Below are 26,744 nucleotides of genomic sequence, written 5' to 3'. Positions count from 1 at the left end.
GCGCTTCAGGCCACGATTTCCGGCAGACGGGCCGCCATCAGGGCCTGCGTCAGCTTGTGCTTCGGGTGCGCGAACAGCGCATCCGGGGTGCCTTCCTCGACAATCCTGCCTGCTTCCATCACCAGCACCCGATCGGCCATAGCCGCGATCATATCGAGGTCGTGGCTGATGATGAGATAGGTCAGGTTATGGTCGGCCTGCAGCCGCGCCAGGAGATCCAGCACATCCCCGCGCACTGACACGTCCAGCGCCGACACGGGCTCGTCGAGCACCACAAGGCGTGGCCGCGTCACCATCGCCCGGGCGATGGCAAGGCGCTGGCGCTGCCCGCCGGAAAACTCATGCGGATAGCGCTCCAGCATGGCCGGCTCCAGACCCACGGAGAGGATCGCCTCCTCCAGCCGCGCGTGGCGCTCGATCGGCGCCATTTTGGGGAGCAGGCGCAAGGGCTCGCCCAGCGATTGGCCAATGGTGAGCCGCGGATTGAAACTGCTGAACGGGTCCTGGAAGACGAAGGAGAGGTCAGCCCGCAATCCCGCCGGCAGGTCAGCGCCGCGATAGGCCTTGCCCTGAAACTCAAGCCGCCCCGAGGTCGCTGTGTCCAGCCCGACGATGATCCGCCCCAAAGTGGTCTTGCCGCAGCCAGACGGGCCAACCAAGGCCAGGCATTCGCCTTCATGGATGGAGAAATCCACGGCATTGACCGCCCGCAGCGGCTGCTCGCCCCACTGAAACCATCCCCGTCCGAAATCGCGGATGAGGTTTTCAACCTTGAGGATCGGTTGCGTCGTCGCCAGATCCTGCCGCTGCCTGGCTTCAACGCGCGTCGCGGCGACGAGTTTTCGCGTATAGGCCTCGCGCGGCGCCTGCAGCACTTCGTGCGTGGGCCCCATTTCAACCAGTTTGCCCCGATGCAGCACGGCGATCCGCTCACACAGCGCCGCGACGGCACGAATGTCATGGCTGATGAACAGGAGCGTCATGTGCCGGCGCTTGCAGATCTCGAGGATCAGATCGAGCACCGTCCGCTGGGTGATGACATCGAGCGCCGATGTGGGCTCGTCGGCGATCATCAGGTCCGGTTTGCTGGCCAAGGCCATGGCGATCATCACCCGCTGGCGCTGCCCGCCCGAGAGCTGGTGGGGGAAGCGATCGGCGTGGCGGGGTTCAAGCCCCACTTCTGCGAGAAGGTCGGCAAGTTGGGCCAGAGGCTCCGTGCTGGCGCTCACCAGCCGCATGGCTTCCTCGATCTGCTCGCCAACGCGCAAGAGCGGGTTGAGCGCCGTCATCGGCTCCTGAAAGACCATGCCGACGCGCTTGCCGCGCAGGCGAGCCAGCACGCGCTCGTCAGTGGGAAGTGGGGCGCCATCAAAGGCGATTTTGCCACTGACTTCGGCCGTCTCCGGCAGCAGTCCGGCGATGGCAAGCGCTGTCAGCGATTTGCCCGAGCCGCTTTCCCCGATAATGCCGAAACGCTCGCCGGCTTCGATCGCGAGCGATAGCCCCGCGAGGGCCGGCCGGCCGCCGAAGGAAATCGTCAGGTCTGAAATCTCGACCAGGGGCTTTGTCATGACAGCTCCTGCCGGCGCAGGCGCGGATCAAGCGCGTCGCGCAGCCCGTCTCCGGCGATATTGAGAGCGATCACGATGAGCACGATGGCGATCCCCGGCAGGAGGCTCAGCCAGGGATGGATAAGGGAGAGGCTTTGCGCATCGTTCAGCATCAGCCCGAGGCTGGTGGCCGGCGGTTGTGTGCCCAGCCCGATATAGGAGAGACCCGCCTCAGCCAAAATGCCCAGCGACAGCTGGATCGTGCCCTGCACGATGATGAGGCTCATGATGTTGGGCAGGATATGGCGCGCGGCAATCTCGGCGCGTCCCATCCCGGCCAGCCGCGCTGCGCCGAGATAATCGAGCGAGGACAGCGCCAGCGCACCGCCGCGCGCCACCCGCGCAAACACCGGAATGTTGAAAATGCCGATGGCAACAACGGCATTGACCGTGCCGGGCCCCATCAGCGTGGCGATGAGAATGGCGATGACCACAGAGGGGAAGGCAAAGGCGAGGTCGGAGATGCGCAGCACCACCCATTCCACCGGGCCGCCCCACATGGCCGCAGCCAGCCCCATCGGTACACCGATACCAATGCCGATGGCGACGGCAGCTGCGCCGACGGTAAAGCTCACCAGCGTGCCTGACATGATCAGCGAGAAGAGATCGCGCCCGAGGTGGTCCGTGCCCAGCCAGTGCGCAGCATCCGGGCCCATGAAACGGCGCGAAATGGCAATGTCGCCGATCGGATAGGGCGTCCAGAACAGCGACACCAGCCCCAGAATGGCAAAGAGGGTCGTCGCCGCCAGCCCCAGCATCAGGCTCGGGTGGTCCTTGATCCGCTGCCAGCTCATGTCCGCCGCTCCCGCAGGCGCGGATCGACCAGCCCATAGGCGAGGTCCACCAGCAGCATGGTGAGGCTGACCGCCAGCACCAGCACAATGGTCGCACTACGCACCAGCGTCAGGTCCCGCTCCGAAATCGCGGTTGCGATCAGGCGTCCGAGCCCGGGCAGGAAGAACACATTCTCGACGATGATCGTGCCGGCGATGAGATAGGCGAACTGGAGGCCGAGTATGGTCAGCACCGGCAGCAGCGCATTGCGCACGCCATGCCGCCAGATCGCCTCGCCGAAGGTCATGCCCTTGGCGCGGGCGGTGCGGATATAGTCCTGGCTCGCTACATCGACCAGCGCCGTGCGCATGACGCGGGCGAGAATGGCGGCCTGCGGCAAGGCCAGCGCCAGACCGGGCAGGATCAGCCCGCGTGCGGCCAGCCAGAAATTCTCGTGCCAGGGGATGAGCCCGCCTGTGGGCAGCCAGCGCAGCGTCACCGCAAACAACAGGGTCAGCAGCATGCCGAACCAGAAATTGGGGATGGCCAGGCCTCCCTGGGCGAGCACCATGACTGCGGTGTCGAGCGGCTTGCCACGGCGACGCGCCGCCATGATGCCGAGCGGCAGTCCGATGACCATCGACACCACCATGGCAAAGATGGTCAGCGGCATGGTCACCGCCATCCGATCCATGATCAACTTGGCGACCGGCTGACGCTGCGTATGCGACATGCCGAAGTCGCCCTGCAGCATGCCGAACACCCAATTGGCAAAGCGCGCCGGGGCAGGGGTGTCGAGCCCCATCTGCAGGCGCAGCGCCGCCAGCGCATCGTCGCTGGCATTAATGCCAAGGATGAAACGGGCAGGGTCGCCGGGCAGCAGATCGAGCAGCACGAAAATGACCACTGCCGCGATCAGCAGGGTCACCGCGAACTCAGCGAGCCGCTTTGCGAAATAGGAGATCACCGGCCACCTCGTGCAGGGGTGGGGCTGCAAAGAAGGCCGGGGGTGCACTCACCCCCCCGGCCCGCGAAAAAGCGTCTGGCGTTATTGCACCCAGTGGATATCGCGCAGTACCACGCCTTCGACCGGCGCATTCTGCCACATGCCCTCGAGCTTGGCGTTCCACACGCCAGTCTGCGGCAGCTCGAAGAGATAGCCGTTGACGGCATCCTCGGCGATGATGGTCTGGATCTGCTGGGCCAGGACCTTGCGCTGTGCTTCGTCGGTCGTGGCATTGAGCGTCTCGTTCAGCGCCTGAACTTCGGGGTTGTTGTAGCCGAAGTAGTAGTCGGGATTGGCATAAATGCCAATGTCGAACGGTTCCACATGGCTGATGATGGTGAGGTCGAAGTCCTTGTTGGCAAAGACATCTTCCAGCCACGGCGCCCATTCCATGTTGATCAGCTCAAGCTTGATGCCGATCTTTGCGAACTCGCTGGCGATGATCTGGCCCGAAAGCTGCGCGTAGTTGAGCGGCGGCAGCTTGAGGGTCGCCGAGAATCCATCAGGGAAACCAGCGTCCGCCAAGAGGGTCTTGGCCGCCGCCGTGTCGTAGGGATAGGTATTCGTCAGGTCGAGATAATCAGGGTTATGCGGGGCGAAATGCGTGCCGATCGGCACCCCATAGCCATAGGTCGCGCCCTCGATAATGTCCTTGCGGTTGAGTGCATGGGCCATGGCCTGGCGCACCTCGAGCTTGTCGAACGGCGCCTTGGCATTGTTGGTGGCCAAGATGGTTTCGCCCTCGGTGGAACCGACCAGCACGTTGAACTGCGGATTGCCTTCGAAGACGGCCAGCGCTTCGGGCGCGAAATTATTGGTGCCGTCAATGTCGCCGGCCAGCAGCGCATTGGTCATGGTCGCCGTGTCGCCGATGAACACATAGCTTGCCTTGGTGAGCGCCGGCTTCTCGCCCCAATAGGGGCCATACTGCTCGAGAATCACCCGGCTGCCGCGATCCCACTGCACAAAGGCGAAGGGGCCGGTGCCGATCGGTTCATTGGCGTTGCTCTCGGCGCTCTCCGGGGCAACGATCACCGCGTCGCCACGTCCAAGATTGAACAGCAGTAGCCCGTCCGGACGCGACAGGGTGAACTCCACCGTCTGTGCATCGACGACCGTAACCGACTCGATCGGCGTGTAGAGCGCCTTCTGCGCATTGACGCTGTCATCGGCCAGCAGCCTGTCGAAGGTGAACTTGACGTCTTCCGCGTCGAAAGGCGTACCGTCATGGAACGTCACCCCGTCGACGAGGCTGAAGCGATAAGTCAGTCCGTCGTCGGAAATCGTCCAGCTGCTCGCCAGCCCGGGCTGCACAGCGCCGGTCTGGTCGATGCGCACGAGGCCCTCGAAGATATTCTGGTAGACGACCACGTCGATCGCTTCTGCCGCGCCGGCCGTCGGGTCGAGTGCCGGTGGCTCCAGCGCCACCCCGATCCGCACCTCGGTAGACTGTGCGTAGGAAATTCCGGTGGCCAGCATCAGGCCGGCCGCAGCCAGCGCAAGGGACTTCGTCGATATCATTATGGTCTCCCAGAAGGCGAGGCCCGTTCGCACCTCGGGCCTAGGTATAGGCAAACTGGCTTTTCAGCGCACCCGTCTAGCGTATTAAACTTTTCGCCCATTGGGCCTTTGAAGGGCAAGTTTATCCCTCAAGCCCAATTCACCGCCGGAACGGGACAATTGAGCCGCTTTATGGAGCGTCTGTATCGTGGTCAACAAGATCTGCCGGCACTTTGAGGCTGAACAGGACCCCGCTGCGACCCGCGGGGTCGACTGACAGGGACACCGCGTTGACCGCGAGAAGGGACCGGGTGAGGGCAAGTCCGACGCTCGAACGCACCGGGCTCAGCGATTTCCCCTGCACGCTCTGGCCATCCCGGAACACGACGAATCGCTCCGCCATGTCGAGTGCGTGGTTGGAACTGTCCCGGACATGGATGGCGATCCCGCCATCGTCGAGCCGCTGCGCCGAAATCACCACTGCGCCGCCCGTCGGGCTCTGGTCGATGGCACTGGCCAGAAGATTGAGCACCGCCTGGGTGAGCGACGCCCGATCGGCCGTGACCCTGGGCAGGGTCTCCGAAATGGCGTTGCGCAGCAGCACCCGGGCGCCATTGGCCTGGTTGCGAATGCGCAGCACGCAGCTTTCCAGCAGCTCAGTCAGATCAAGGCTGGCGCGCTGGGGCAGGTAACGCCCCTCGCGCAGCCGCGCATAATCGTCGAGCTCTGTCACCAGCGCGGCGATGTCGTGGCCCGCCAACGCAATATCCTGCGCGTAGCTGTCGAAGCGCTCGGCATCGAAGCTCTCGGTGCGCAGCAGTTCGGCAAAGCCGATAATCGTATTGAGTGGTCGGCGAACGCCCCGGCTGATCCGTGCCAGAAGGGCAGGATCGAGATCGGTCTGGGTGGTCAGGAGCTGCCGCGGCATGGCGGTGCGCGGACGCACGAAGCCGAAATAGCCGCTGACGATGCCTGCCTGGCCCTGCGTGAAAATCTGGATATCCGACTGGCCGTCGGCACTGCGCAGGCCAAGCGAGGGACGCTCGGTTTCGGCAAAGCGCGCTGGCCGTTCGAGGAAAGAGCGCAGCGAGAGCGCCTCGTCTTCGCTGATATAGTTCGTCAGCACCTGTCCTAGGATCGACTTGCCCTGTCCGAGCAGAGCGGTCGCCACCCCGTTGGCGTTGCTGATCATGCCGCTGCGGCTGGCTTCAAAAAAGCCATCGTCACGCAATTCGGCCAATCCCTGGGCGAAGGCGCGGACGGCGTCCTCGTGCCCTGTGCGGACTTCGGTCGAACTGGCCGAAAGCATCAGCGCCGGACGACCCTGCCAGGACATTGACTGCAAACGCGCCGTCACCGGCACAAGCGTGCCGTCGCGCTGCACGATATGATTGATCGGCCCAGCTTCCTGATCCGAACCCGATCCCGGGAACACGGCGGCAAGGCCAGCCTGACGCAGGCTCTCGACGCTGTCGTAGCCCATCATCTCGGTAATGGCGCGATTGGCGAACAGGATCTGCTGGTCGCGGAAGACCAGGATCCCGAGCGGCAACCGGTTCAGCACCAGGGTCTCTCCGCTGATGCTCACCAGCGCGCCGCCATTGGCAGGCTGCAGATTGGCCGGCGGGGCAGGGGGCGTCGGGGTGACTTCACCCTGGCCAACCCGGTCTCCGACCCTGTCATTGAGAATGCGCGACAGCTCGTCAAAATTATAGCGCGACACCCGCTCGACGATTTCCGGATCGGCCGGAGCGGCGCTGAGCGCAACGGCCTCGGCAGGCGGCGTGACGTCGTCGGCGGCTGGAAGCGTGGTCTCGACGTCGGGTCGGAAACCCCGGCCCACGAGCTTGTAGAGAACGCTCGGCGCGACCTCTGGCAAACCTTCGGGCGAAGGCACGTCGACAGCGGGCGCAGGAGCCTCGTCATCGGCTTCGGTCAGCGGCGTGTAGAGCTGTTCGTCGGCGGCAAGCCGATCAACCAGCTGGCTGAGGCTGCGGAACAGACGGCGGTCCGGTTCCGCATTTTCTGCCGAGACAGCGAGCTCCGTCCGCGCAACAATTTCCAGGGGAGCGATAGCTTCCGGAGCGGCACCTGTTTCGGTCTGCGCTTCAGGCTCCACTGCCGGCAAGTCATCGCCTTCTCCAGGCGCAGTTGTTTCAGCGACGTCAGCTACGCTGGAGCCAGCGTCGTAAGCGGTCTCGGCGTCGGCATCCTGCCAGTTCTGGAGCTCACGGACATAGGCATTGTCGCCGGCAATATCGCCACCAATTGGCGTTTCCGCCTCGTCCAACTCCTCGGCAAACTGCTCCGCCGCGGGCTCAACCTCAGCCTCTACCGCAGCTTCCGCTTCAGGAACCACCTCGGCTTCTGGCTCGGCTTCAGGCTCAGCCTGCGTTTCGGCTTTGACCTCGGCCGCAGTCACTTCTGCCTCGATCGCCACCATTTCGGCTGCGAGAGCATCCATCCCGGTCGCGTCTGCTGGTTCGGCTGCACCCTCTGCCGCCGGCTCGTCGACCGGCCCTTGTTCGGCGCGGTATGCCGAAAGAATGTCAGAATCGATCGCGTCGACGCCTACGATCAGCAGCGCGACTTCGTCGTTCGCCCAGGCGAGAGGCGTCGTGGCACAGGTTGCCGACACAGGCTTTTCGCCCGCGCGGAACTGAATACGCGCCAGGCTCGTGCGGCCGGATGACCCCAGTCGGATGATGCGCGCGATCTGTCCCTTGATCGGTACGGCCGGCTCGGCGCGCTTCAGCCCATGCTTCTTTATTTTGGCAAGGAACAGCCCGGCCGCGTCATTGGCCCAGAGCAGCTGCTGGCCATCCTGCGACCACAGCCATGCCGGACGCGCGTCCTGTGCATGTTGCAGAACGCGGCGCGCATTGGGCAATGTCGTCCAGAGTTCATCCATAAGGCGGCGCGTTCGACCAATATACGTTTGCCCTGTCCCATATTGAAACGGTGGGCCTAAGTTCTTTATGTGTTCTTAAATATAGTGCCGGCCCGGCTGAATCCAGCCCAGCACACCCTCCAGCGCGATTCATTCTCTTCAATGGTTAAAAGACATGTCCTAAGGATTGGTCATGCACCCCCATATTTCTGAGGAAAAACGCCTGCGACAATCACACTGTCCACAGGGGAAAATCGGTGCTTGTCATCCAGGCAAACTCGACCTATGTTCCGCCCGATTTCGGGAGTACGCCGTGCCCCCGAACTGGTTTGCCGCCTTAGCTCAGTTGGTTAGAGCGCTAGATTGTGGATCTAGAGGTCCTCGGTTCGATCCCGAGAGGTGGTACCACCCAAAACCCCCGCATTTGCTGAAGTTTTGCCGTTGGGTCGGTACCTTTCCGCTGGCGTCACGGATTGCCGCGGATGGCGGCGGTCACGATGGCGCGGACGCCGGGGTGATTGTCCTCATACTCGAGAGATCCTTCGAGGCTATGCATCAGCACCCGCAGCATCTTTGAGCCAAAGCCCGTGCCGGCGATGCCGCTGTTCATCCCCGGACCGCGATCCGCAACGATCAGGCGAAGCGTCTCGCGGTGCTGCTCGAGCCGAATGTTCACGGGACCGGGACGGCCCTCATAAGCATATTTGACCGCATTGGTGAGCAGCTCATTGGCCACGAGGCCAAGTGACACGGCGCGCGCCGCATCGGTCAGAACTGGCGACAGGTCAAGCTGGACCGCATCCCGCCAGCCGCCTTCGAGCGAACTTGTCAGTTCATCCATGAGCTCGGTCAGGTAGCGCGACAGGTCGATGATCTCGACACTATTGTCCAGATAGAGTCGACGATGGGCGAGGGACACCGCCAGCAGCCGCTTTTGCGCCTCCTCAAGCTCAGTCCGCACCTCCTCAGTGGCAGCGCGTGCCTGCATTCGCAGAAAAGCGCCCACCAGAGAGAGACTGTTCTGCACGCGGTGGTTCACCTCCTTGAGGAGCAACCCGCGCTGCTCGAGCAGAATCTCGTTTTCCCGAAGCGTTGTGGTCAGCTCGGTGTTGAGCTCGCGGATCCGACTGTTGTTGCGCGCTTCGAGCAGCAGGCGCACCAGCCGCGAGGCCGATTCGGTCTCGGCGAGGGTCCAGTCCCGCGCTCGGCCCTGAACGCTCTCTGCCCATTCCTCGAACGAGCTGCGCGGGGTCAGCCTGGCACTCGGGTCATGGGTGACATCCTTGTGCGGATTGCCGGCCCACTTGACCGTCTGCAACTGCTCGGCCCGGTACCACATCAGGATTGTCGGAACTTCGGTGGACATGGTGACCGCGAGCAGCCCGCTCGCCGTCTCGGTAAATTCCGCCGCCGGCGCAAATTGCTTCGACAATTGCCGTGTCGCCACAGGTTTGGCGAGCGCCGATACCCGAACATGCTCCGCCATGGCGCGGACCGCCGGATCATCCGGACATTTTCCCGCGCAGTAGAGGTCGCCGCCCTGCACGGCTGCAAAGCCATCGGCGCCGAGCAGTTTTGCGAGGTCCTCCCCCGACTGGGCGAACAGACGGTTCAAGGAAATATCCGGCCCCAGCTGTGTCAGGATCGCGTCCTCCTGGCTGCGCAGCCGGACGCGCTCGCGATAGAGCTCGTTGTCCTCGCGGACCTTGATCAGTCGCGCCAGGTTCGAAGCCATGGACTGGCAGGCGATCCGCGTGTCGAGCGACAGCTCGCGCTTTTCGTGATGGTGGCAGGCGATCAGCCCCCACAGCATGCCGTCTTTGACAATCGACATGGAGGCCGAGGCGGCCACCCCCATGTTCTTGAGATATTGCAGGTGCACCGGCGAGACGCTGCGCAGGGTCGAATCGCTGAGATCAAGCTCCCGCAGGTCCGAGCTGGCACTGGTGATCGGCGCTGGCTCGTAATGCACGTCGGCGATCACGCGCACGCGGTTGCGGACATAGAGCGCGCGGGCCTGTCGCGGAATGTCGGATGCCGGAAAATGATGATGCATGAAGCTGGGAAGGCCCTCGGAGGTACTTTCCCCCAGCACGACGCCCGCGTCCTCATCGACGAACCGGTAAACCATGACGCGGCCATAACCGGTCAGCCGCTGGAAAATGCGTGCCGCCTCGGCCGCAAGCTCGGTCAGGTTCTGTGCCCGCTCGAGGTGCACGTCGAGCGTATCGAGCACGGCCAGCAGCGCCGCGTCGATCCGGGTGCCTTCCACCTTTTCGGTCAGCTCGACAACAATATGTGCGCCGCTGGCATAGGCGATGGCGTCGCGAAGGATGCCATCGAACGTCACATCACCTAGCACATGGATGCCGGTTCGCGGCAGAGCCGATCGAATGGCCTCGACGCTCCAGCTGACAATTTCCTGCAGGGGCTTGTCGAGCAGGGTCGGGCTGACACCCTTGGTGCCCGCGTATCCGACGATGCGCCCGGACGCCGCGTCGGCCACCAGCATGATGCCATAGGGCTGAATGGAGCCGGGAATGTGGATCGGCTCGAGATCGCAGCTGGTCAGGTCAAGCGCATTGGGCGGGTTCACTGTGAACCTCCGTGAAATTGGCAAGGGCGGCGGAGAAGCAGGTCTGCGCGCCGCGGACGGCCAGCGCCAGGTCAATATCTTTCTGGCTTTCGAGCAGATCGAGAAAACGTCGCCACCGCCCCGGATCGCGCACCTGCATCGCGAGATGGCGCGCACCATGCGTCGCGCTCAACCCGAGTGCTTCCGCCCGCCTTACGAGCAGCCGCGCGCCCAAAGCCGAACCCTCAAGCACATAGAGCAGGCCCAGCTGTTCTGCCGGCGTGTTGGCGAACACTGCTGCGGTGGGCGCCCGGACGCTGTCGCCCCCAAGTTCCTCGAGATCCTGCGCCAGTTCGTCGAGCAGGAGCTCGGCCTGCCAAAAATCTATGGCCGCGGTCGTCGCCTCAAGACTTTTGCGAAAGCGATAGCTGCCAACGAGAAAGGAGCGATAGCTTGCAAGATCGGAGAAATTGCCGATCAGGGCGTCGAGCCGGTCATGTTCGTTCTGGGTGCTGTGCCGCAACACATTCCGGAGCCCATTGGCATTCAACAATTTTGCTCCGGTTGCTTGGTGGCGAGGCGGTGTTTCTAGGGTGCTTCTAGCACAGCGCCAGCTGTGATCAGTTCATAACTGCCCTTTTGACGCGGAAATGTGTTCATCGCGCGATGCGTAGCGCAGAAATATTGCTGGCAATCTGCTGGAACGCCGCGTCCAGCCCGCTGGCGTTCTCCGCGAGGAAGTAGCTGTCCGCGCCACTCGCACAATAGGCCAGCAGTTCGGCTGCCGCGCTGCCCTCGGCAATCCCGAAGCCGACGGTATAGATGATGATCTTGTCGCTTGCTTTCATGGCATCGCAGTAGGCGCGCGCCTGGGCATAGGGCGCGCCGTTGGGTGCGTTGCAGGCGATCTTGTCGGCATTGCCGCCACTGCCGTCCGTCGAATTCCACGACACCACGCCATTACAATGGACGGTGTTGAACTCGCCGTCCGTCATGATGATGGCCGCCTTCATGATATTTTCGCCGTCATAGGCGTCAGGCCGGCTGCCTGGCCAGAGATATCCAAGGTTGGGCGAGAGCATGTGCCATGCCCAGGCAATCCCGAGATTGCCCGCGGTCGAACCGTCTGTCATCAGCCCGGCGATTGCCGTTTTCAGCGCCGTCTTGTCGGTCGTGAGCGGCACGATTGGGCTGGTGGGGCATTTGTTGGCGCTCTGATTTGCATAATTGCGCCCGGCGAGGCTGGCGGAAAAGGGCAGGTCGCTGGTCGGGTTGTTCGGCCGATCAGTGGCGCAGTTTGTAAGGGGGAATGTATTGGATCCACCGGATGCTGTGGTGAATCTGTAGTAGGTGCAGCCGACAGAAGCGGTAATCCAGGTGCAATGGAGGTTGCCGGTATCGGCAATGTAGGGCAGGCGATCCGGCTCGTGCCCGCCAGCCATCGAGCCGCCCAGTATCAGTGTGTCCCGGGTGACACTGCGGACCTCAAATTCCTTTGGGGTAATCCTGGGAACGGGATAGTTCAGCCCGCTCATGCCCCCAACGTCGGTCACAACGACATATTGGCCGTTGGTGTAGCCGTGTCGAACCGAGGTCACCAAAACCTCGCAGTTCGCGCGTTCGCACTTGATGACCTGGCCACCCGTTGCCGAATTATACCATCCGGTCTCGTTGGCGCCGACCAGACGGAACGAGTTGTTGTTTACCTCGCTGATACGGAAGGATTTGTTGTTGATCGAGGTGAAATTATTGAAATTCCAGACGTAGACCCAGTCGCCTTCTGCATAACCATGGCGCGTGATCTTGACCACTACGCCCCTGCCATTTGAATCGCGATCAGCGCCTGCGTTGATTTTCTTCGGGCCAATTGCCCAGCTCATCCTGGTTGCCGGGACTGGCCCCTGCTCAGGCCCCCGAACCTGCACCTGATAGGGCGATACATTGACCGCCTGTGCATAGGGCACGAGCGCCATGCGCGTTCTGTTGAGGGTCTGATCATCCTGAACCACAGCGTCGACAAGGCGTGTCGCGGCTGCCCGAAGGTCGATGATCCGCTGGCCCTCCATCGACCCGGTAATATCAAGGGCAACCGCCACCTCGATATCAAGGATGCCGCGCACGGTCTCCGAGCTGAAGCGGGCTGCCAGTTCCGGCACGCCCACAAGGCGCACGAAATAGGTTTGCGTCACAAAAATGCCGCTGAGGAACAGCGAGCCATTGGTCGGATCGATGACAATCTGGTCGATCTCGGCGCGCACATCGGCGTTGCCGATCCGCTCGATCACCAGCGCTTCGGCGCGTAGCCGAATGCTCTCTTCGTCATATCCGGGGCGGGTGATTTCTGGTTGCAAAGCCAAAGCCGCAGCGTCGAGCGCCAGCTGGGCGCGATTGCGGCTCTGTTCAAGCGAGACATAGTCGACCACTGCGCCGCCCAGTGCGATCAGCACCACGGCCATGACGCCGAATATCAGGGCAAAGGCCCCGCCTTCGTCGCGGACAAAACGCGAAATCGTGCGCTTAAATCCCCTCATCGACCCGGACCTCTTCGCTGCACCAGAATAATTCTGCAGTATCGAGTTAAAACCTTATGAAAGGACCACTACTTTTGTGTTGAGTTTTACGCGCTCATAAAGATCCATGACATCTGCATTGGTCATGCGGATGCATCCAGAAGAAACATTTTGCCCAATGCTCCATGGTTCATTGGTGCCGTGGATGCGATAGAGCGTGGATCCCAAATAGAGCGCGCGGGCGCCCAGAGGATTATTTGGTCCCCCTTCCATATGGGCCGGTAAGCCCGGCTGCCGCTTGCGCATTTCTGCCGGCGGCGTCCAGCTTGGCCATTCGGCCTTGCGGGTGACCCGGTGCGCGCCGCTCCACTCGAAGCCATCGCGCGCCACCCCGATGCCGTACCGGAGCGCCCGACCATCACCGAGTACGAAGTAGAGAAAATGCGACCGCGTATCGACCACGATCGTGCCGGAGCGTTCGGTCGTGGCATAGCGAACCACCTGCCGAAGATATTGCGGATGGACCTTGGCATTGCCCTGCAACATCAGGGCGTGGCGCGGCTTCTGGTCGGACACGGTGACGCCTGGAGGCGGCGCAAACCGCCAGCCTTGCTCGAACCGCTGTTGCGCCATTGAGGGCAGGACCATGGATCCCGCCAGCACGAGGGCAATGATTGCAGTCAAACTGCGGCGAACACCTGTGCGCATTCCAGTCCCCAAACCAGCCAAGCGCGGCCAGTTTGCCCCAGAAGCCCCAAAGGAGAGGTCAATTGGGCTGGTTAACCGAGGACTACGCGGCAGGGTAAACGATTTCTTCCTGCAATCCGGTCTGTTGCGCCGCCGCAACACCGCAAAAAACTGCGACAACCTGCCGCAGATAGGGTTTGCGGATCACGCGACCGCGATCTAGAAGACTGGCGTCCACATTGCCAACCAAGGGAGGCGCATAATGAATAATCGTTCGCATCGCCATACCTGGGTTGCTCCACATCTCGGCACTATCGCCCGAGTATGACGCCCCTTGCCGGTGTAACCGCCGGCGACCGGTAGTGGACATTTCCCCCAGCTGAAGTCTTGAGAAAACCGGGTCGCTCTGCGTCCGGATTCCGGGCTTCCATTCCTGAACCAGACCAGAGGCCGGCAGGCATACCTGCCGGAACCATCATGACGTCCAACGTGCTTGACGAGCGCAGCATTGTGCTGCGCCTTGAATTCTCCATCGCCGATGCGGTGCACCAGCGCGGCCTTACCCCCGTTCTGGCCGCAGCCTTTGCCGCCTGGTGGAACCGCCCACGGGCACCCGCCCGCGTCCCCGCCTATTTGCGGCAAGACCTGGGCCTGCCACCGGCAGCAGAACCTGTTCTCTGGCATTCGGTGCCGACAACGACCACTGTCCTCAGTCTCAGGCAGCGGAGCCGACATTGATAGTGCATGGCGGCCGGGGTCCTCCCCCGGCTGCCTTTTCCCCCGCCCGCCTGTTGTCACTCAAAACCCTATAAGCTAGAGCAGGTCCCATAGAAGTGGGGGCCGGTTCCTGCCTTTCGCCCTGCGTCCGCCCATAGTCGAACCGTCCGCTTTCCAGAGTTGCCAAATGACCGAAAAGACCAAGCTGATCACCGCTCGCCTGCCGCGCGGCTTTGAAGACCGCAGCCCCGGCGAAATCGCCGCCGTCGGGCAGATGATCGAGACGATCCGCAAGGTCTATGAGCGCTATGGCTTCGACCCCGTGGAAACCCCGCTGTTCGAATACACCGAGACCCTCGGAAAATTCCTGCCCGACACCGATCGGCCCAATGCCGGCGTGTTTTCGCTGCAGGACGACGATGAGCAGTGGATGAGCCTGCGCTACGATCTCACCGCGCCGCTCGCCCGCTATTTCGCTGACAATTTTGAAAGCCTGCCAAAGCCCTATCGGTCGTACCGTCAGGGCTATGTCTTCCGCAATGAAAAGCCCGGTCCGGGCCGTTTTCGTCAGTTCATGCAGTTCGACGCCGATACCGTCGGGGCAGGGGGGCCGGAAGCGGACGCCGAAATGTGCATGATGATGGCTGACGTCATGGATGCGCTTGGCCTTGAGGGCAAATACGTCGTCCGCGTCAACAATCGCAAGGTGCTCGACGGGGTGCTGGAAGCGGCCGGGGTGACTTCTGCCGTACAAAAGCTGACCGTGCTGCGCGCTGTCGACAAGCTCGACAAGTTCGGCCCCGAGGGCGTCAAGCTCCTCCTCGGCGCCGGCCGCAAGGACGAAAGCGGTGATTTCACCAAGGGCGCTGGCCTGTCGGACGCGCAGGCTGCGGTCGTGCTCGACTATATCGACGGCAAGCCGCCGGCCGATAATGACGGCGTGGCTGAGCTCAACGCCATGCAGGCCCTGTTCGACGCCGCCGGCTATGGCGCCGAAAAGATCAAGATCGACCCGTCGGTCGTCCGTGGCCTCGAATATTACACCGGCCCGGTCTTCGAGATCGAACTGACCTTCAAGGTCCAGAACGAAAAGGGTCAGGACGTGGTCTTTGGCTCCGTCGGTGGCGGTGGGCGATACGATGGCCTGGTCTCCCGTTTCCGCCGCGAACCCGTTCCGGCGACCGGTTTTTCCATCGGCGTTTCCCGCCTCGCCAATGCCCTCAAGCTCACCGGCAATCTCGGCGCCACCGAGCCGGTTGGCCCGGTTGTCGTGCTCGTCATGGACAAGGCCGAAACCGCTGGCTACCAGAAGATGGTTGCCGAGCTGCGCCGTGCCGGCATCCGCGCAGAAATGTTCCTGGGCAATACCAAGAATTTCGGCAAGCAGGTCGCCTATGCCGACAAGCGCAACGCGCCTGCCGTCATCATTGAAGGCAGCCAGGAACGCGAGCAGGGGATCCTCCAGATCAAGGACCTCGTCGCCGGCAAGCAGGCGGCCCAAGCCATCACCGACAATGCTGAATGGAAGGCCGCTCGCCCCGGCCAGTTTGAAATCAAGCGTGAAGACCTCGTCTCTGCCATCCAGAAGCTGCTGAGCGAGCAGTGATGCTGGTGCGGGTAAACGCAGCCGCAGTTCTCACCTCTCCCCTCGAGGGAGAGGTCGCCCCGCGCGGGGCGGGTGAGGGGGTCTTCATGGCCTTCGTTTCGGCGGGTGAGGGAGCTTCTCGATGACCAATTCCGCGTACCGCCGCAGCCAGCTCGAGGCCCTTGTCGAAGCCCAGGGCGGGTGTCGCGCCACCCCTGCGCTTCTGCTCAACGCCAATCCCTATTTCGACCTTGCTGGCGAGGAATTTGGGCGGCGCCTGTTGCTGACCGCCGACGCGACCGGCGCCGAATATTGCCTGCGTCCTGATTTCACCCTGCCCATCGTCTCGGACTATATTGCCGAGGCGACGCGCCAGCCGGCGGCCTTCACCTATATGGGCCCCATTTTCCGCCAGCGCGAAAACGGTGCCGCCGAATTCGATCAGGCCGGCATCGAACTGCTGGCTCAGCCCGATGGCGATGTCGCCCTCGATCAGGTGCTGACCTTCGCCCGTGCCGCGCTCTCCATCTACGGGATTCCCGCGCGCCTGCGCCTCGGCGGCGTTGGTCTCTTCGAGGGGCTCCTTGCGCAAGCCGACATGCCCGACGCCTGGCGTCCCCGCATTCGCCAGCGCTTTGGACACAAGGAGGCGCTGGAGCGCCTGCTCAACCGCCTCGAGGCTGCCCCGGACCTGCCGCGCAGCGAACAGCCGACGCGCGATGCGCTGGTCGAAGACGTCACCGCCCGCATGGTCGCTGCCGGTCTCAGCCTCTCGGAGGGCCGTTCTCCCGAAGAAATCGCCGACCGCTATCTCGAGCAGCAGGCGCTCGATGCCGCCCATGTGCCGGCCGAAACCCTGGCGCTGCTCCGCCGCTATCTTTCCATCTCCGGCGATGTCCTTGCTGCCCTGCGTCAGGTCGAGGCGCTGGCCGACGACTACGGCTTGATGCTCGGCGCGCCCATCCGCACCATTCGCCGTCATCTCGACAAGCTGGGTGAAGCCCGCATCGAGTTCGACGCTGCCTTCTCGCCGCGCCTCGATTACTACACGGGCATCGTGTTTGAACTGCTCGGCCGCGACGGCGCCATCCTGGCTTCGGGCGGACAATATGATCGCCTGCTGGAACGCCTCGGCGCCCGCGCCCCTATCGCCGCCTCGGGCTGTGCGCTCTGGGTGGATCGGCTGGAGGCGGAGGTTACCCCATGACCGGATTGACCCTCGCCGTGCCGTCCAAGGGCCGGCTCGAAGAATTGACGCGCGACTGGTTCGCCCAGCGCGGCCTCACCATTTCCCGCCCCGGCGGCGCACGCTCCTATCTCGGCCACATGGAAGGCGAGCCGGACATCACCGTCCGCTTCTTCCCGGCCTCCGAGATCGCCCGCGAGCTCATCCGCGGCAATATTGATCTCGGTGTCACCGGGCGTGACCTGATCCATGAGACCAGCGAAACCGGCCCCGAAGCCGTCCACTTCGCCAGCTCGCTCGAATTCGGTCATGCCGACGTCGTCATCGCCGTGCCCGAGAGCTGGATCGACGTCACCCATCTGCATGACCTTGCCGATGTGGCGTCGGACTTCCGCACCCGTCACGGCCGCTGGCTGCGCATCGCCACCAAATACATCACCATCACCCGCCAGCATTTCGCCCGCGCCGGCATTGCAGAATATCGCATTGTCGAAAGCCTCGGCGCCACCGAGGCGGCTCCGGCTTCTGGCGTCGCCGATATCGTGGTCGATATCACCTCCACAGGCTCGACCCTCGTCGCCAATGGCCTGCGTGTCCTCGATGATGGCATCATGCTCAAGAGCGAAGCCAATCTCATCGTCTCCCGCACGGCGCCATGGCCCGCCGAGAAAAAGGCACTGCTCGACGATCTTCTGTCCCGCATTGGCGCCGACGGCCTCTAGTTAGGCCTTGGGGCAGGGGCGACCTTAAGCCCCTGTCCCCGCCGCGCCCCTGATGCTAAGAGGACCCGGAATAGTCTTCTGGTCCTCCGCACATGCTCGATCCCCTCATTCTTCTGGCGCTGGCTGGCGTTGGGTTCCTTGCCGGTTTTGTCGACGCCGTGGCGGGCGGGGGCGGCATGCTCTCGGTTCCGGCCCTGCTGTCGGTAGGGCTGCCGCCTGTTGCAGCGCTCGCGACCAACAAGATGCAGTCGGTCATCGGCACAGCGATGGCCGTCACCACCTATTGGCGGCGCGGCTATGTCGAGCTCAAGACGCTTCTGCCCGGCCTGCTGCTGGCCTTCGCCGGCAGCGCCATCGGCGCGCTGATCGTCTCGCGCGTCGACACCTCGCTCCTCAACATCGCGGTGCCGATCGCTTTGATCGCGATCGCGCTCTATTTCCTGTTCTCGCCGAAACTGTCCGATGCCGACCGCGCATCGCGCCTCTCGTTTGAGAAATTCATGCCGGTGATGGCCTTCGTCGTCGGTTTTTACGATGGCATCTTTGGCCCGGGCACCGGCAGCTTCTTTTCCATCGGCTTTGTGCTGCTGTTCGGGCTGGGGCTCACCCGCGCCACCGGCAATACCAAGGCGCTCAACCTCATGTCGAATACGGCGGCCCTGGTCGTCTTCATTCCCATGGGGCAGGTCGTCTGGCCCATCGCCCTCGTCATGGCCATCGGCCAGATCGCCGGCGGCTATATCGGCGCGCGCACAGGCATCAAGTACGGCGCGAAGGTGATTCGCCCGCTTATCGTCGTCGTGTCCATCGCCATGGCGGTGAAATTGCTGGTCTGGCCCTGAGGCCTCCCCAGCGCCCTATGCCTTGTCGAGCCCGGCAGCTACCCGCAGCGCCGCATTGATGCGCTCCTGCCAGCCTGCACCATCATCCTGAAAGTGCTCAAGAACTGCACGGTCGAGCCGCAGCGATACCAGTTCCTTGCCTTCGGGCTTTGCTGTAGCGGCCGGCTTTGCCGGTTCGGCTGCGGTGGGCCGGGTCGTGGCGCTTTTGAAGGCGGCCTCGGCTTGTTCGTAGGCACTGCCGCGTCGTGGCGTTCGCATCGGTCACTCATGTTTTGTGTGTCGCCAGCTTAACGCCAGAACGGGCATGAAAAAAGCCCCGGTGTTTCCACCGGGGCCTTTCCTGCGAGGTTCGTGACTGGGAAGAAACAAACCGCGAAGTCTTTCCTTTGGCAGGCGGCTAGGCCGCCCGGCCGTCGGCCGCGCCCGCGCAGGGCCAGCAATTGGTCCAGCGCGGTTTTAGCGCGTCGGGCCGATTGCGATACGGCCCGTGAGCGAGAGAAATCTAAGGCGTCAGCCTTAGAAGTCCATACCGCCCATGCCGCCCATGCCGCCGCCGCCCGGCATTGCCGGTGCGTCAGCCTTGGGGGCTTCGACGATGATGGCTTCGGTGGTGATCAGGAGCGATGCAACCGAGGCAGCGTCTTCGAGAGCGGTGCGAACGACCTTGACCGGGTCGATAACGCCCAGCTGGACGAGGTCACCATATTCACCCGTTGCGGCGTTGTAGCCGAACGAAGCCGAATTGTTCTCGAGGATCTTGTCGACAACGACCGAACCTTCAGCGCCAGCATTGTTGGCGATGGTGCGGACCGGGGACTGCAGCGCACGACGAACGATGCCGATACCGGCTTCCTGGTCAGCGTTTGCACCCTTGACGGTGATCGCAGCAGCGGCGCGGAGCAGGGCAACGCCACCACCCGGCACGATGCCTTCTTCAACGGCAGCGCGGGTTGCGTTCAGCGCGTCGTCGACGCGGTCCTTGCGCTCCTTGACTTCCACTTCGGTCGAGCCGCCAACGCGGATCACGGCAACGCCGCCAGCGAGCTTTGCAAGGCGTTCCTGCAGCTTCTCGCGGTCGTAGTCCGAGGTGGTTTCCTCGATCTGCGCCTTGATCTGGCCAACGCGACCCTGGATGTCTTCGGCCGTACCGGCACCGTCGACGATGGTCGTGTTTTCCTTGGTGATTTCAACGCGCTTGGCGGTGCCGAGCATGTCGATGGTCACGTTCTCGAGCTTGATGCCGAGATCTTCCGAGATCACCTGGCCACCGGTCAGGATGGCGATGTCTTCGAGCATTGCCTTGCGGCGATCGCCGAAGCCCGGAGCCTTGACGGCAGCAACCTTGAGGCCACCGCGCAGACGGTTGACGACGAGGGTCGCGAGAGCCTCACCTTCAATGTCTTCGGCAATGATCAGCAGCGGACGCTGGGACTGAACGACGCTTTCGAGGATCGGCAGGATGGCCTGCAGGTTCGAGAGCTTCTTTTCGTGCAGCAGGATCACCGGGTCCTCGAGGACGGCGGTCATCTTTTCTGCATTGGTCACGAAGTACGGCGACAGGTAGCCGCGGTCGAACTGCATGCCTTCAACGACATCGAGTTCGGTCTCGGCGGTCTTGGCTTCTTCGACGGTGATGACACCCTCGTTGCCGACCTTCTGCATGGCTTCGGAGATCATCTCGCCGATGGCGGATTCGCCGTTGGCAGAGATCGTGCCGACCTGGGAGATTTCTGAGGTGGAGGTGATCTTCTTGGCCGAGCCCTTCAGCGAAGCAACGACTTCGTTGACGGCCAGGTCGATACCGCGCTTGAGGTCCATCGGGTTGAAGCCGGCTGCAACAGCCTTGACGCCTTCAACAACGATTGCCTGACCGAGAACGGTCGCGGTGGTGGTGCCGTCACCGGCGATGTCGTTGGTCTTGGAAGCAACCGAACGCAGCAGCTGAGCGCCGAGGTTTTCGAACTTGTCTTCAAGTTCGATTTCCTTGGCAACGGACACGCCGTCCTTGGTGATGCGCGGAGCGCCGAACGACTTTTCGATGACGACGTTACGACCCTTCGGGCCGAGCGTGACCTTCACCGCATTGGCGAGGATGTTCACGCCGCGCAGCATCTTTTCGCGGGCTTCGGTGGAGAACTTGACTTCCTTGGCGGCCATTTATGGCTCCTTGAGAATATCTGGTTGAGTGGGAACGACTTATGGATGCGGAGAGGCTTAGGCCTCGATCACGCCCATGATGTCGCTTTCCTTCATGATGATCAGGTCTTCGCCGTTCAGCTTGACCTCGGTGCCGCTCCACTTGCCGAAGAGCACGCGATCGCCAGCCTTCACGTCGAGGGCATTGATCTTGCCGTTCTCGTCGCGGGCGCCGGGGCCAACCGAAACGATAATGCCCTCGGAGGGCTTTTCCTTGGCGGTATCGGGGATGATGATCCCGCCCTTGGTCTTTTCTTCACTGTCAACGCGACGGACGACCACACGGTCGTGCAGGGGACGGAAGCCCATGATTATGTTCCTCTTGGCATCATTTCTGAATGCAATTTCGGGCTTGTTAGCACTCGATTTGGGTGAGTGCTAACAAGCTGACTGGGATATAGGGAGCGCGGCGTCGCAGAGTCAAGGCTCAGTGAACGGAGATTTTTCTCGTGCGTTAAGGGCTAAGGACCGAACAACGCAACAGGAGGCGCCCATGTCCGAAGATGCCACGCTCAACCCGATTGTCGCTCCGGTATCCGGCCGCGTGCATGTCTATTTCGACGACGCCGAAATCGCCAGTACGCTCAAGGCGATGCGCGTTGATGAACCCGGTGCTCCACCGCAGATTTTCATTCCGCTCGATGCCGTCCATCCCGGCATTCTGGAGGCTTCGGATACGCGGAGCGCCGATCCGCACAAGGGCGAGGCGCACTATTATACGATCAAGCTGCTGACCGCCGACGGCCCCGACCGCGTATGGTACTATCCCTATGCTGACGGCGCCTATAGCGGCATCCGCGACCTGCTCACCTTCGGCGGCGAGCGTATCGAAATCCGCTATTCCGAAGTCTAGGTCACATACCCATTAACGGGATTCCCAAAGTGCTGCTGTTGTGATTCCTTCCCTTTGGTGGACAGGAGGTGATGATGGCGCGTTTTGATCTTACGGATTTTGAGTGGTCTGTGATCCAGCCGCTGCTTCCGACGAAGGTGCGCGGCGTTCCGCGCGCCGATGACCGGCGTGTTCTGAACGGCATCTTCTGGCGGCTTCGCACGGGCGCGCCCTGGGCCGACATCCCGACGCGGTATGGCCCGCACACGACCTGCGTGAACCGCTTCAACCGGTGGCGCAGGGCCGGCCACTGGGCGCGCATTCTTGACGCTGTATCAGCCGCTTACAATGGCGACGTGCAGATGATCGACTCGTCCTCGATCCGGGTTCACCAGCACGCCGCCAACGGTCAAAAAAAGACGAGCGATCCCGTTGCATGGGTCGTTCGCGCGGCGGCCTGACCACCAAGATCCATGCGCTGGTCGATGCCCAGGGGCGGCCGATCCAGCTCAAACTGACCGAAGGCCAGGCCCATGATGGGCGATCAGCAGCGGACATGTTTGCCACCCTGTCCGCTGGAAATATCCTGCTCGCAGACCGAGCCTACGACAGTGATGCCCTGCGCAGCACCATGGCCGAGCGCGGTGCATGGGCCAATATCCGCGCCATGCCCAACCGCGTGCAAACCTTCCCATTCAGCCACTGGGTCTATCGCCAGCGCAACGCTGTCGAACGTTACTTCAACAAACTCAAACACTTCAGGGCAATCGCAACCCGATACGACAAGCGAGACGACAATTTCCTGGCATCAGTCCAACTCGCTTCAATCCGTATCTGGTTGCGAAGTTATGAGTCGGTCACCTAGCCGTAATTTACCCTCCGGGAGCTGCCCGACGAAGCGTGCCCCCGGTCAAACCCCAAAATACCCCCTTCCTTCCGCAGGGGGAGTGCTGCATAAGGCTGACCATGAGCGAACAATCCAATCTTCAGATCAAATTGCGCCGCACTGGCGGCATGGGGTCCAACGCTAACTGGCATTGGGAAGTACTTGATGCAGACGGGAAGGCCCTCAAGACGGGCAGTGCCGTCGGCGCCGAGCACAAGGCATTTGCCACCGCACGCATTGCCAAGGAAAAGCTGGAGCAGGCCCAGGGCAAGTAAGCCCTGAGAAGGACTACAATTGACGGCGCCTACCGTGCACATCGACGCTCGCCCTGCATCGGCTTCAGACCCGGTGCGGGGGATCATCCTCAAGATCGTTTCTGTGTGCTGCTTCGTCGTCATGGCGACCATGCTGAAGGCAACCCAGACCATTCCGCCCGGCGAAATGGTCTTTTTTCGTGCCTTTTTTGCCATGTTGCCCGTCCTTGCCTATCTGGCATGGAAGCGCCGTCTCTCGCACGCCTTCCAGACCAAGCGCCCGCTCGGTCACATCGTCCGGGGCCTTGTCGGCGTCGCCTCCATGGGTCTGGGCTTTTTTGCCCTGACGCGCCTGCCGCTTCCCGAAGCGACGGCCATCACCTATGCCACGCCGCTTCTCATCGTCATTTTCTCGGCCGTGCTGCTCAATGAGCGCGTCCATATTTTCCGCTGGACCGCCGTTCTCTTCGGCCTCGTCGGCGTCGTCATCATTCTCTGGCCGCGCCTCACCGTCTTCAGTGGCGGGGATGCCCTGGGCAATGCCGAAGCTGTCGGCGCCATCGGCGCCTTGATGGCCGCCATTCTCTCCGCCTTCGCGGTGCTTCAGGTCCGCAATCTCGTCCAGACCGAGCGCACCGAAACCATCGTTACCTACTTTTTCCTCAGCGCCAGTTTCCTTGCGCTTCTGACCCTGCCGTTCGGCTGGGTCATGCCGACGCCTCAGCAGGCGGCACTCCTTATCGGCGCCGGCTTTTTCGGTGGCATCGGTCAGCTGTTGATGACCTCCTGCTACCGCTATGCGGACATGTCGGTCATTGCGCCCTTTGAATATGTCTCGCTGATCCTGACCATCATCATCGGCTTCATCATCTTTGCCGATGTCCCCACCGTCACCATGCTGATCGGCTCGCTGATCATCGTCTGCTCAGGCATTGCCGTCATCCTGCGCGAGCGTCGGCTCGGGCTCGATCGCACCAAGGCCCGCGAAGCGACGACGCCCTGATCCAATAGACGGCGGCCACAACCGCCGGCCTTGCGTGAGGGTGCGGCCTAGCTGGCCGCGGACATGTCTGCCCAGCTCTGGCGCTTGCGGTAAATCGTCGACGGGCTGATCTCGAGCGCTGCGGCGGCGAGCGAAATATTGCCGCCGAACGCTGCGATCGCGTCTTCGATGATCTTCTGCTCCTGCTGCCACATCGGCAGAATGGTGCGGCGCGTTTCGGCGCGGCTGACCGGCGCGGCCACCGGTGCAAAGGCCTGAGACTCGATATCGGCGGCATCGAGCATGGTGTTATCCACTTCGCCGCCGTCGAACATTACCACGATCCGCCGGATCAGGTTCTGCACCTGCCGCACATTGCCTGGCCAGTCGGCAGCCGTCAGCTGCTGGGCAGCCTGGCTCGAGAAGCCAGAGAAGCTCTTGTGCTCCTCGCGCGAATAGGTGGTGAGGAAATGACGCGCGAGCACCATGATATCGGTCGGTCGCTGGCGCAGCGGGGGCAGGTGGATCGGCAGCACGTGCAGGCGATAGAACAGGTCCTCGCGGAACTTGCGCTCCGAGATCATCTGCAGCGGGTTGCGATTGGTTGCGCAGACGACACGCACATCGACCTTGCGCAGGGTGGATTCGCCCACTCGTGAGATGGTCCCGGTCTGGAGGAAACGCAGCAGCTTGGCCTGCAGCGACAGGTCCATTTCACCGATTTCGTCGAGGAACAGTGTGCCGCCGTCGGCCAGCTCGGCTGCGCCCTTGCGGTCTTCATGTGCGCCCGTAAAAGCACCGCGCACCACGCCGAACAATTCGCTTTCCATCAGATCGCGGGGAATGGCGGCGCAATTGATGGCGACGAAACGCTTGCCGGAGCGCGGACCCTTTGCGTGCAGCGCCTCGGCGCAGACATCCTTGCCCGTGCCGCTTTCGCCAGTGATGAACACCGGCGCCGACGACGTCGAGACACGCCCGATCTGCTCGTAGATGAACTGCATGGCGCTCGAAGCGCCGACAAAGCCGGCATAGTCCGGCACCGCCAGCGGCTGTGCCGTATCAAAACCCAGCGAGCGCGGACGACCATGGCGCTGCGCCAGCTCGCCGATCCGGCTGGCCAGCGCCGGTCCGGCAACTGGCTTGGCCACATAGTCATGGGCGCCCACGCGCATGGCGCCCAGCGCCGCGCTCACCGAGGCGCCATCGGCCATGGCAAGAACCAGCGCGCCTTCGGCAAGGCGAACCAGCCGCGCCATCGCGTCTTCCGCGCTCTGTTCGAGGTCGGCAAGGCTGGGCATATCGGCAAGAATAATGTCGAACCGGGTGCGACGCAGGTGCTCCACGGCCTCGCGCCCGTCGCTGGCAAACACCAATTGGGGTGGCACCAGCAGGGCCTGACAGAGCGATTCGCCAGTGCTGCGAGCCACTTCCGCGTCACGGTCGATCAGCAGAAGCCGCCCGCACAACGCATGTTCCTGGCCGTTTTGCATCGCCATTATCAAGGATTCCCGGTCTATCGCCCCAGGCGGCGGGTGCGCGCCTGGTCCTGTCTTTGGGGGGATTGTTCGGGAACAGGGTAAATTTTCCGTTCTTATACTCTCAGATTGCGAGTGAACGCTTTTGCCTGCTGGGGGGCGGTGGTATGAGAATGAGGCCGAATCTTGACTATTTATGTATTTTCCCGGGAATCCAATGCAGGCGCTGGTCTATGTATTCATTGCTCTTGCGTCAGTTGCCCTCGGGGCCGCGGTCTATTTTGGCCTGAGCTTTACGCCTGCCAATGCAATTCTCGTCGCGCTGGTGGTGGCTTGCGTCTGCGTAATGATCGTCGAGCGCCAGCTCCGTCTGCGCGCTGAACGCCGTCTCGAGCGTGGCATCGAGGATCTTTCCCGCCTGCTCGCAACCGATGCCCAGGCTGGCGCAGTTCTCGGCCGCCGTATCAATGCACTTTCCGAGATGAACCCGGGCCAGCGCCTCGATACCGTCGAAGCCGATATTTCGGTGCTCGGCACCGTCATTCGTCAGGTCGCTGAAGCCGTCGCCGACCTTGAGGAAAAGCAGGGCAATGCACTTGCCACCCTGCCGCGCCAGAGCCAGGCCATCGAGGCCGTTCGCGCCGCTACGCCCTATATTCCCGATGACGACAGCGAGCCGATCATCCCGCCCGAAGTGGTGCGCGAAGCTCTGGCAGAAGATCGTCTGGTCTTTCACATCCAGCCCATCGCCCGCCTGCCGCAGCGTCGCCCTGCTGGGTACGATCTCCTGCCGCGCCTTGTGATGGAAGACGGCGATTTTGCCGACATGGCGGACTTCATGCCCCGCCGCGGCAGCGACGACATCAGCGAACGGATCGAGGGCCTTGCGCTCAACGAGGCCGTCGCCATCGCCCGTCGTGCCCGCAGCGGCGGCCAGTCAGTCAGCCTCTATGTTCCGCTCAGCCGCGCCACGCTCAGCAATGAAATTGCCGTCGAGCAATTGATGGCAACTCTCGATGCTAACAAGGGCGTCGCCACAGGTCTGGTCTTCATCATCTCCGAAGCCGAATTCCAGACCCTCTGCCAGACCAATCGTTCGCTGATCGAAGTCATCCTGCGCAAGGGCGCAGGATTTTCGCTTTCGGCAGTCCGCTCCCTCCGGCTCGATTTTGCCGAGCTGTCCAATCTGGGCGTGCGGTCCCTTCGCGTCGATGCCACGCGCCTCGTCGACATGACCGAGAGCTACACCGACTTCCATCTCTCCGATATCGCCGCCTATGTGGGTCGCTACGACCTCTCGCTGCTGGCGACAAGCGTTGAAGGCGAGCGCCAGATCGTCGAGTTGCTCGATAACGATATCCTCCTGGTCCAGGGCAATCACATCGCCCCGCCCAGCGTCGTTCGGCCCGATCTGTTGCTTGAGCCGATCCGGACAGTCTCGCCCCAGCCCATCCGTCGTCAGGCCGAACACTAGGGCCTTGGCGGTCGGCCGGTGAGGTTTTTGCTTGATCG

General features: G+C 62.6%; 24 protein-coding genes and 1 tRNA gene. 11 read left to right on the top strand and 14 right to left on the bottom strand.

What is annotated here, in order from left to right:
* Window positions 1-5: 5 nt before the first annotated feature.
* From NYQ88_RS17245 to NYQ88_RS17225, 5 genes are all read right to left on the bottom strand, one after another.
* Window positions 6-1,571 carry an ABC transporter ATP-binding protein gene (locus NYQ88_RS17245; protein WP_275652334.1) on the bottom strand — a complete coding sequence of 522 codons (1,566 nt, stop codon included), beginning with the start codon at window positions 1,569-1,571 and terminating at the stop codon, window positions 6-8.
* On the bottom strand, window positions 1,568-2,404 hold the full coding sequence (locus NYQ88_RS17240) for an ABC transporter permease (protein ID WP_275652333.1): 837 nt from the start codon (window positions 2,402-2,404) through the stop codon (window positions 1,568-1,570). The genes NYQ88_RS17245 and NYQ88_RS17240 overlap by 4 nt, the downstream gene beginning before the upstream one ends.
* Window positions 2,401-3,351: an ABC transporter permease gene (locus NYQ88_RS17235; RefSeq protein WP_275652332.1), complete on the bottom strand. Its 951-nt coding sequence runs from the start codon at window positions 3,349-3,351 to the stop codon at window positions 2,401-2,403. Before NYQ88_RS17235 ends, NYQ88_RS17240 begins: the two co-directional genes overlap by 4 nt.
* 81 nt (window positions 3,352-3,432) lie before the next feature.
* Entirely contained in the window at window positions 3,433-4,911 is a 1,479-nt protein-coding gene (locus NYQ88_RS17230) for an ABC transporter substrate-binding protein (protein ID WP_275652331.1), read from the bottom strand.
* Window positions 4,912-5,080: 169 nt separating this feature from the next.
* Entirely contained in the window at window positions 5,081-7,801 is a 2,721-nt protein-coding gene (locus NYQ88_RS17225) for a HAMP domain-containing sensor histidine kinase (protein ID WP_275652330.1), read from the bottom strand.
* Window positions 7,802-8,111: 310 nt separating this feature from the next.
* Here NYQ88_RS17225 and NYQ88_RS17220 point away from each other — a divergent pair.
* Window positions 8,112-8,188: transfer RNA gene (locus tag NYQ88_RS17220), tRNA-His, on the top strand.
* 58 nt (window positions 8,189-8,246) lie between these two features.
* Here the strand turns inward: NYQ88_RS17220 and NYQ88_RS17215 are convergent.
* The 5 genes from NYQ88_RS17215 to NYQ88_RS17195 all read right to left on the bottom strand — a co-directional run bounded on the left by NYQ88_RS17215 (window position 8,247) and on the right by NYQ88_RS17195 (window position 13,838).
* A complete protein-coding gene (locus NYQ88_RS17215) occupies window positions 8,247-10,376 on the bottom strand; it encodes a histidine kinase dimerization/phosphoacceptor domain -containing protein (protein WP_275652329.1) in 2,130 nt (709 codons plus the stop codon).
* Window positions 10,354-10,908, bottom strand: a complete 555-nt coding sequence (locus tag NYQ88_RS17210) for a biliverdin-producing heme oxygenase (protein WP_275652328.1) — start codon at window positions 10,906-10,908, stop codon at window positions 10,354-10,356. Before NYQ88_RS17210 ends, NYQ88_RS17215 begins: the two co-directional genes overlap by 23 nt.
* A gap of 103 nt (window positions 10,909-11,011) precedes the next feature.
* Complete coding sequence (locus tag NYQ88_RS17205; RefSeq protein ID WP_275652327.1) at window positions 11,012-12,886, bottom strand: pilus assembly protein TadG-related protein; 1,875 nt, start codon at window positions 12,884-12,886, stop codon at window positions 11,012-11,014.
* Window positions 12,887-12,940: 54 nt separating this feature from the next.
* Window positions 12,941-13,513 (bottom strand): L,D-transpeptidase, encoded by a 573-nt coding sequence (locus tag NYQ88_RS17200; protein WP_275654945.1) that lies wholly within the window; start codon window positions 13,511-13,513, stop codon window positions 12,941-12,943.
* Between the two features lie 142 nt (window positions 13,514-13,655).
* Window positions 13,656-13,838 (bottom strand): hypothetical protein, encoded by a 183-nt coding sequence (locus NYQ88_RS17195; RefSeq protein WP_275652326.1) that lies wholly within the window; start codon window positions 13,836-13,838, stop codon window positions 13,656-13,658.
* Window positions 13,839-14,029: 191 nt separating this feature from the next.
* Here NYQ88_RS17195 and NYQ88_RS17190 point away from each other — a divergent pair, with 191 nt between their 5' ends.
* From NYQ88_RS17190 to NYQ88_RS17170, 5 genes are all read left to right on the top strand, one after another.
* Window positions 14,030-14,290, top strand: coding sequence for a hypothetical protein (locus tag NYQ88_RS17190; protein WP_275652325.1), 261 nt, complete (start codon window positions 14,030-14,032; stop codon window positions 14,288-14,290).
* Between the two features lie 166 nt (window positions 14,291-14,456).
* On the top strand, window positions 14,457-15,875 hold the full coding sequence (hisS, locus tag NYQ88_RS17185) for a histidine--tRNA ligase (RefSeq protein WP_275652324.1): 1,419 nt from the start codon (window positions 14,457-14,459) through the stop codon (window positions 15,873-15,875).
* Between the two features lie 121 nt (window positions 15,876-15,996).
* Window positions 15,997-17,061, top strand: coding sequence for an ATP phosphoribosyltransferase regulatory subunit (locus NYQ88_RS17180; protein ID WP_275652323.1), 1,065 nt, complete (start codon window positions 15,997-15,999; stop codon window positions 17,059-17,061).
* Window positions 17,058-17,762 (top strand): ATP phosphoribosyltransferase, encoded by a 705-nt coding sequence (gene hisG / locus NYQ88_RS17175; protein ID WP_275652322.1) that lies wholly within the window; start codon window positions 17,058-17,060, stop codon window positions 17,760-17,762. Before NYQ88_RS17180 ends, hisG begins: the two co-directional genes overlap by 4 nt.
* Window positions 17,763-17,854: 92 nt before the next feature.
* The gene (locus NYQ88_RS17170; RefSeq protein ID WP_275652321.1) at window positions 17,855-18,604 is read left to right on the top strand and encodes a TSUP family transporter; all 750 of its coding nucleotides are present in this window, start codon (window positions 17,855-17,857) and stop codon (window positions 18,602-18,604) included.
* A gap of 15 nt (window positions 18,605-18,619) precedes the next feature.
* Here NYQ88_RS17170 and NYQ88_RS17165 read toward each other — a convergent pair whose 3' ends face one another.
* The 3 genes from NYQ88_RS17165 to NYQ88_RS17155 all read right to left on the bottom strand — a co-directional run bounded on the left by NYQ88_RS17165 (window position 18,620) and on the right by NYQ88_RS17155 (window position 21,109).
* Window positions 18,620-18,862, bottom strand: a complete 243-nt coding sequence (locus NYQ88_RS17165; RefSeq protein WP_275652320.1) for a BrnA antitoxin family protein — start codon at window positions 18,860-18,862, stop codon at window positions 18,620-18,622.
* Between the two features lie 258 nt (window positions 18,863-19,120).
* Window positions 19,121-20,761, bottom strand: coding sequence for a chaperonin GroEL (groL, locus tag NYQ88_RS17160; RefSeq protein ID WP_275652319.1), 1,641 nt, complete (start codon window positions 20,759-20,761; stop codon window positions 19,121-19,123).
* 57 nt (window positions 20,762-20,818) lie between these two features.
* Complete coding sequence (locus NYQ88_RS17155; RefSeq protein ID WP_275604339.1) at window positions 20,819-21,109, bottom strand: co-chaperone GroES; 291 nt, start codon at window positions 21,107-21,109, stop codon at window positions 20,819-20,821.
* 184 nt (window positions 21,110-21,293) lie between these two features.
* On the opposite strand from NYQ88_RS17155, the gene NYQ88_RS17150 reads away from it, so the two are divergent.
* The 4 genes from NYQ88_RS17150 to NYQ88_RS17135 all read left to right on the top strand — a co-directional run bounded on the left by NYQ88_RS17150 (window position 21,294) and on the right by NYQ88_RS17135 (window position 23,775).
* Window positions 21,294-21,653 (top strand): DUF427 domain-containing protein, encoded by a 360-nt coding sequence (locus NYQ88_RS17150; RefSeq protein WP_275652318.1) that lies wholly within the window; start codon window positions 21,294-21,296, stop codon window positions 21,651-21,653.
* A gap of 74 nt (window positions 21,654-21,727) precedes the next feature.
* Window positions 21,728-22,497 (top strand): IS5 family transposase gene (locus NYQ88_RS17145; protein WP_275654860.1). Its coding sequence is split into 2 segments (ribosomal slippage): window positions 21,728-22,039 and window positions 22,042-22,497, totalling 768 coding nucleotides; the frame shifts between segments, so codons are not numbered across the junction.
* A gap of 101 nt (window positions 22,498-22,598) precedes the next feature.
* Window positions 22,599-22,793: a hypothetical protein gene (locus NYQ88_RS17140; protein WP_275652317.1), complete on the top strand. Its 195-nt coding sequence runs from the start codon at window positions 22,599-22,601 to the stop codon at window positions 22,791-22,793.
* Window positions 22,794-22,812: 19 nt separating this feature from the next.
* Window positions 22,813-23,775, top strand: a complete 963-nt coding sequence (locus NYQ88_RS17135; RefSeq protein ID WP_275652316.1) for a DMT family transporter — start codon at window positions 22,813-22,815, stop codon at window positions 23,773-23,775.
* 47 nt (window positions 23,776-23,822) lie between these two features.
* Here the strand turns inward: NYQ88_RS17135 and NYQ88_RS17130 are convergent, their stop codons facing one another.
* Complete coding sequence (locus NYQ88_RS17130) at window positions 23,823-25,253, bottom strand: sigma-54 dependent transcriptional regulator (protein WP_275652315.1); 1,431 nt, start codon at window positions 25,251-25,253, stop codon at window positions 23,823-23,825.
* Between the two features lie 196 nt (window positions 25,254-25,449).
* Here NYQ88_RS17130 and NYQ88_RS17125 point away from each other — a divergent pair, with 196 nt between their 5' ends.
* A complete protein-coding gene (locus NYQ88_RS17125; protein ID WP_275652314.1) occupies window positions 25,450-26,706 on the top strand; it encodes an EAL domain-containing protein in 1,257 nt (418 codons plus the stop codon).
* Window positions 26,707-26,744: the final 38 nt, after the last annotated feature.

This window comes from Devosia sp. SD17-2, from assembly GCF_029201565.1.
Taxonomy (GTDB): Bacteria; Pseudomonadota; Alphaproteobacteria; order Rhizobiales; family Devosiaceae; genus Devosia.
The sequence above is the reverse complement of the archived record's forward strand: the minus strand, read 5'-3'. Positions and strand labels throughout refer to the sequence as shown.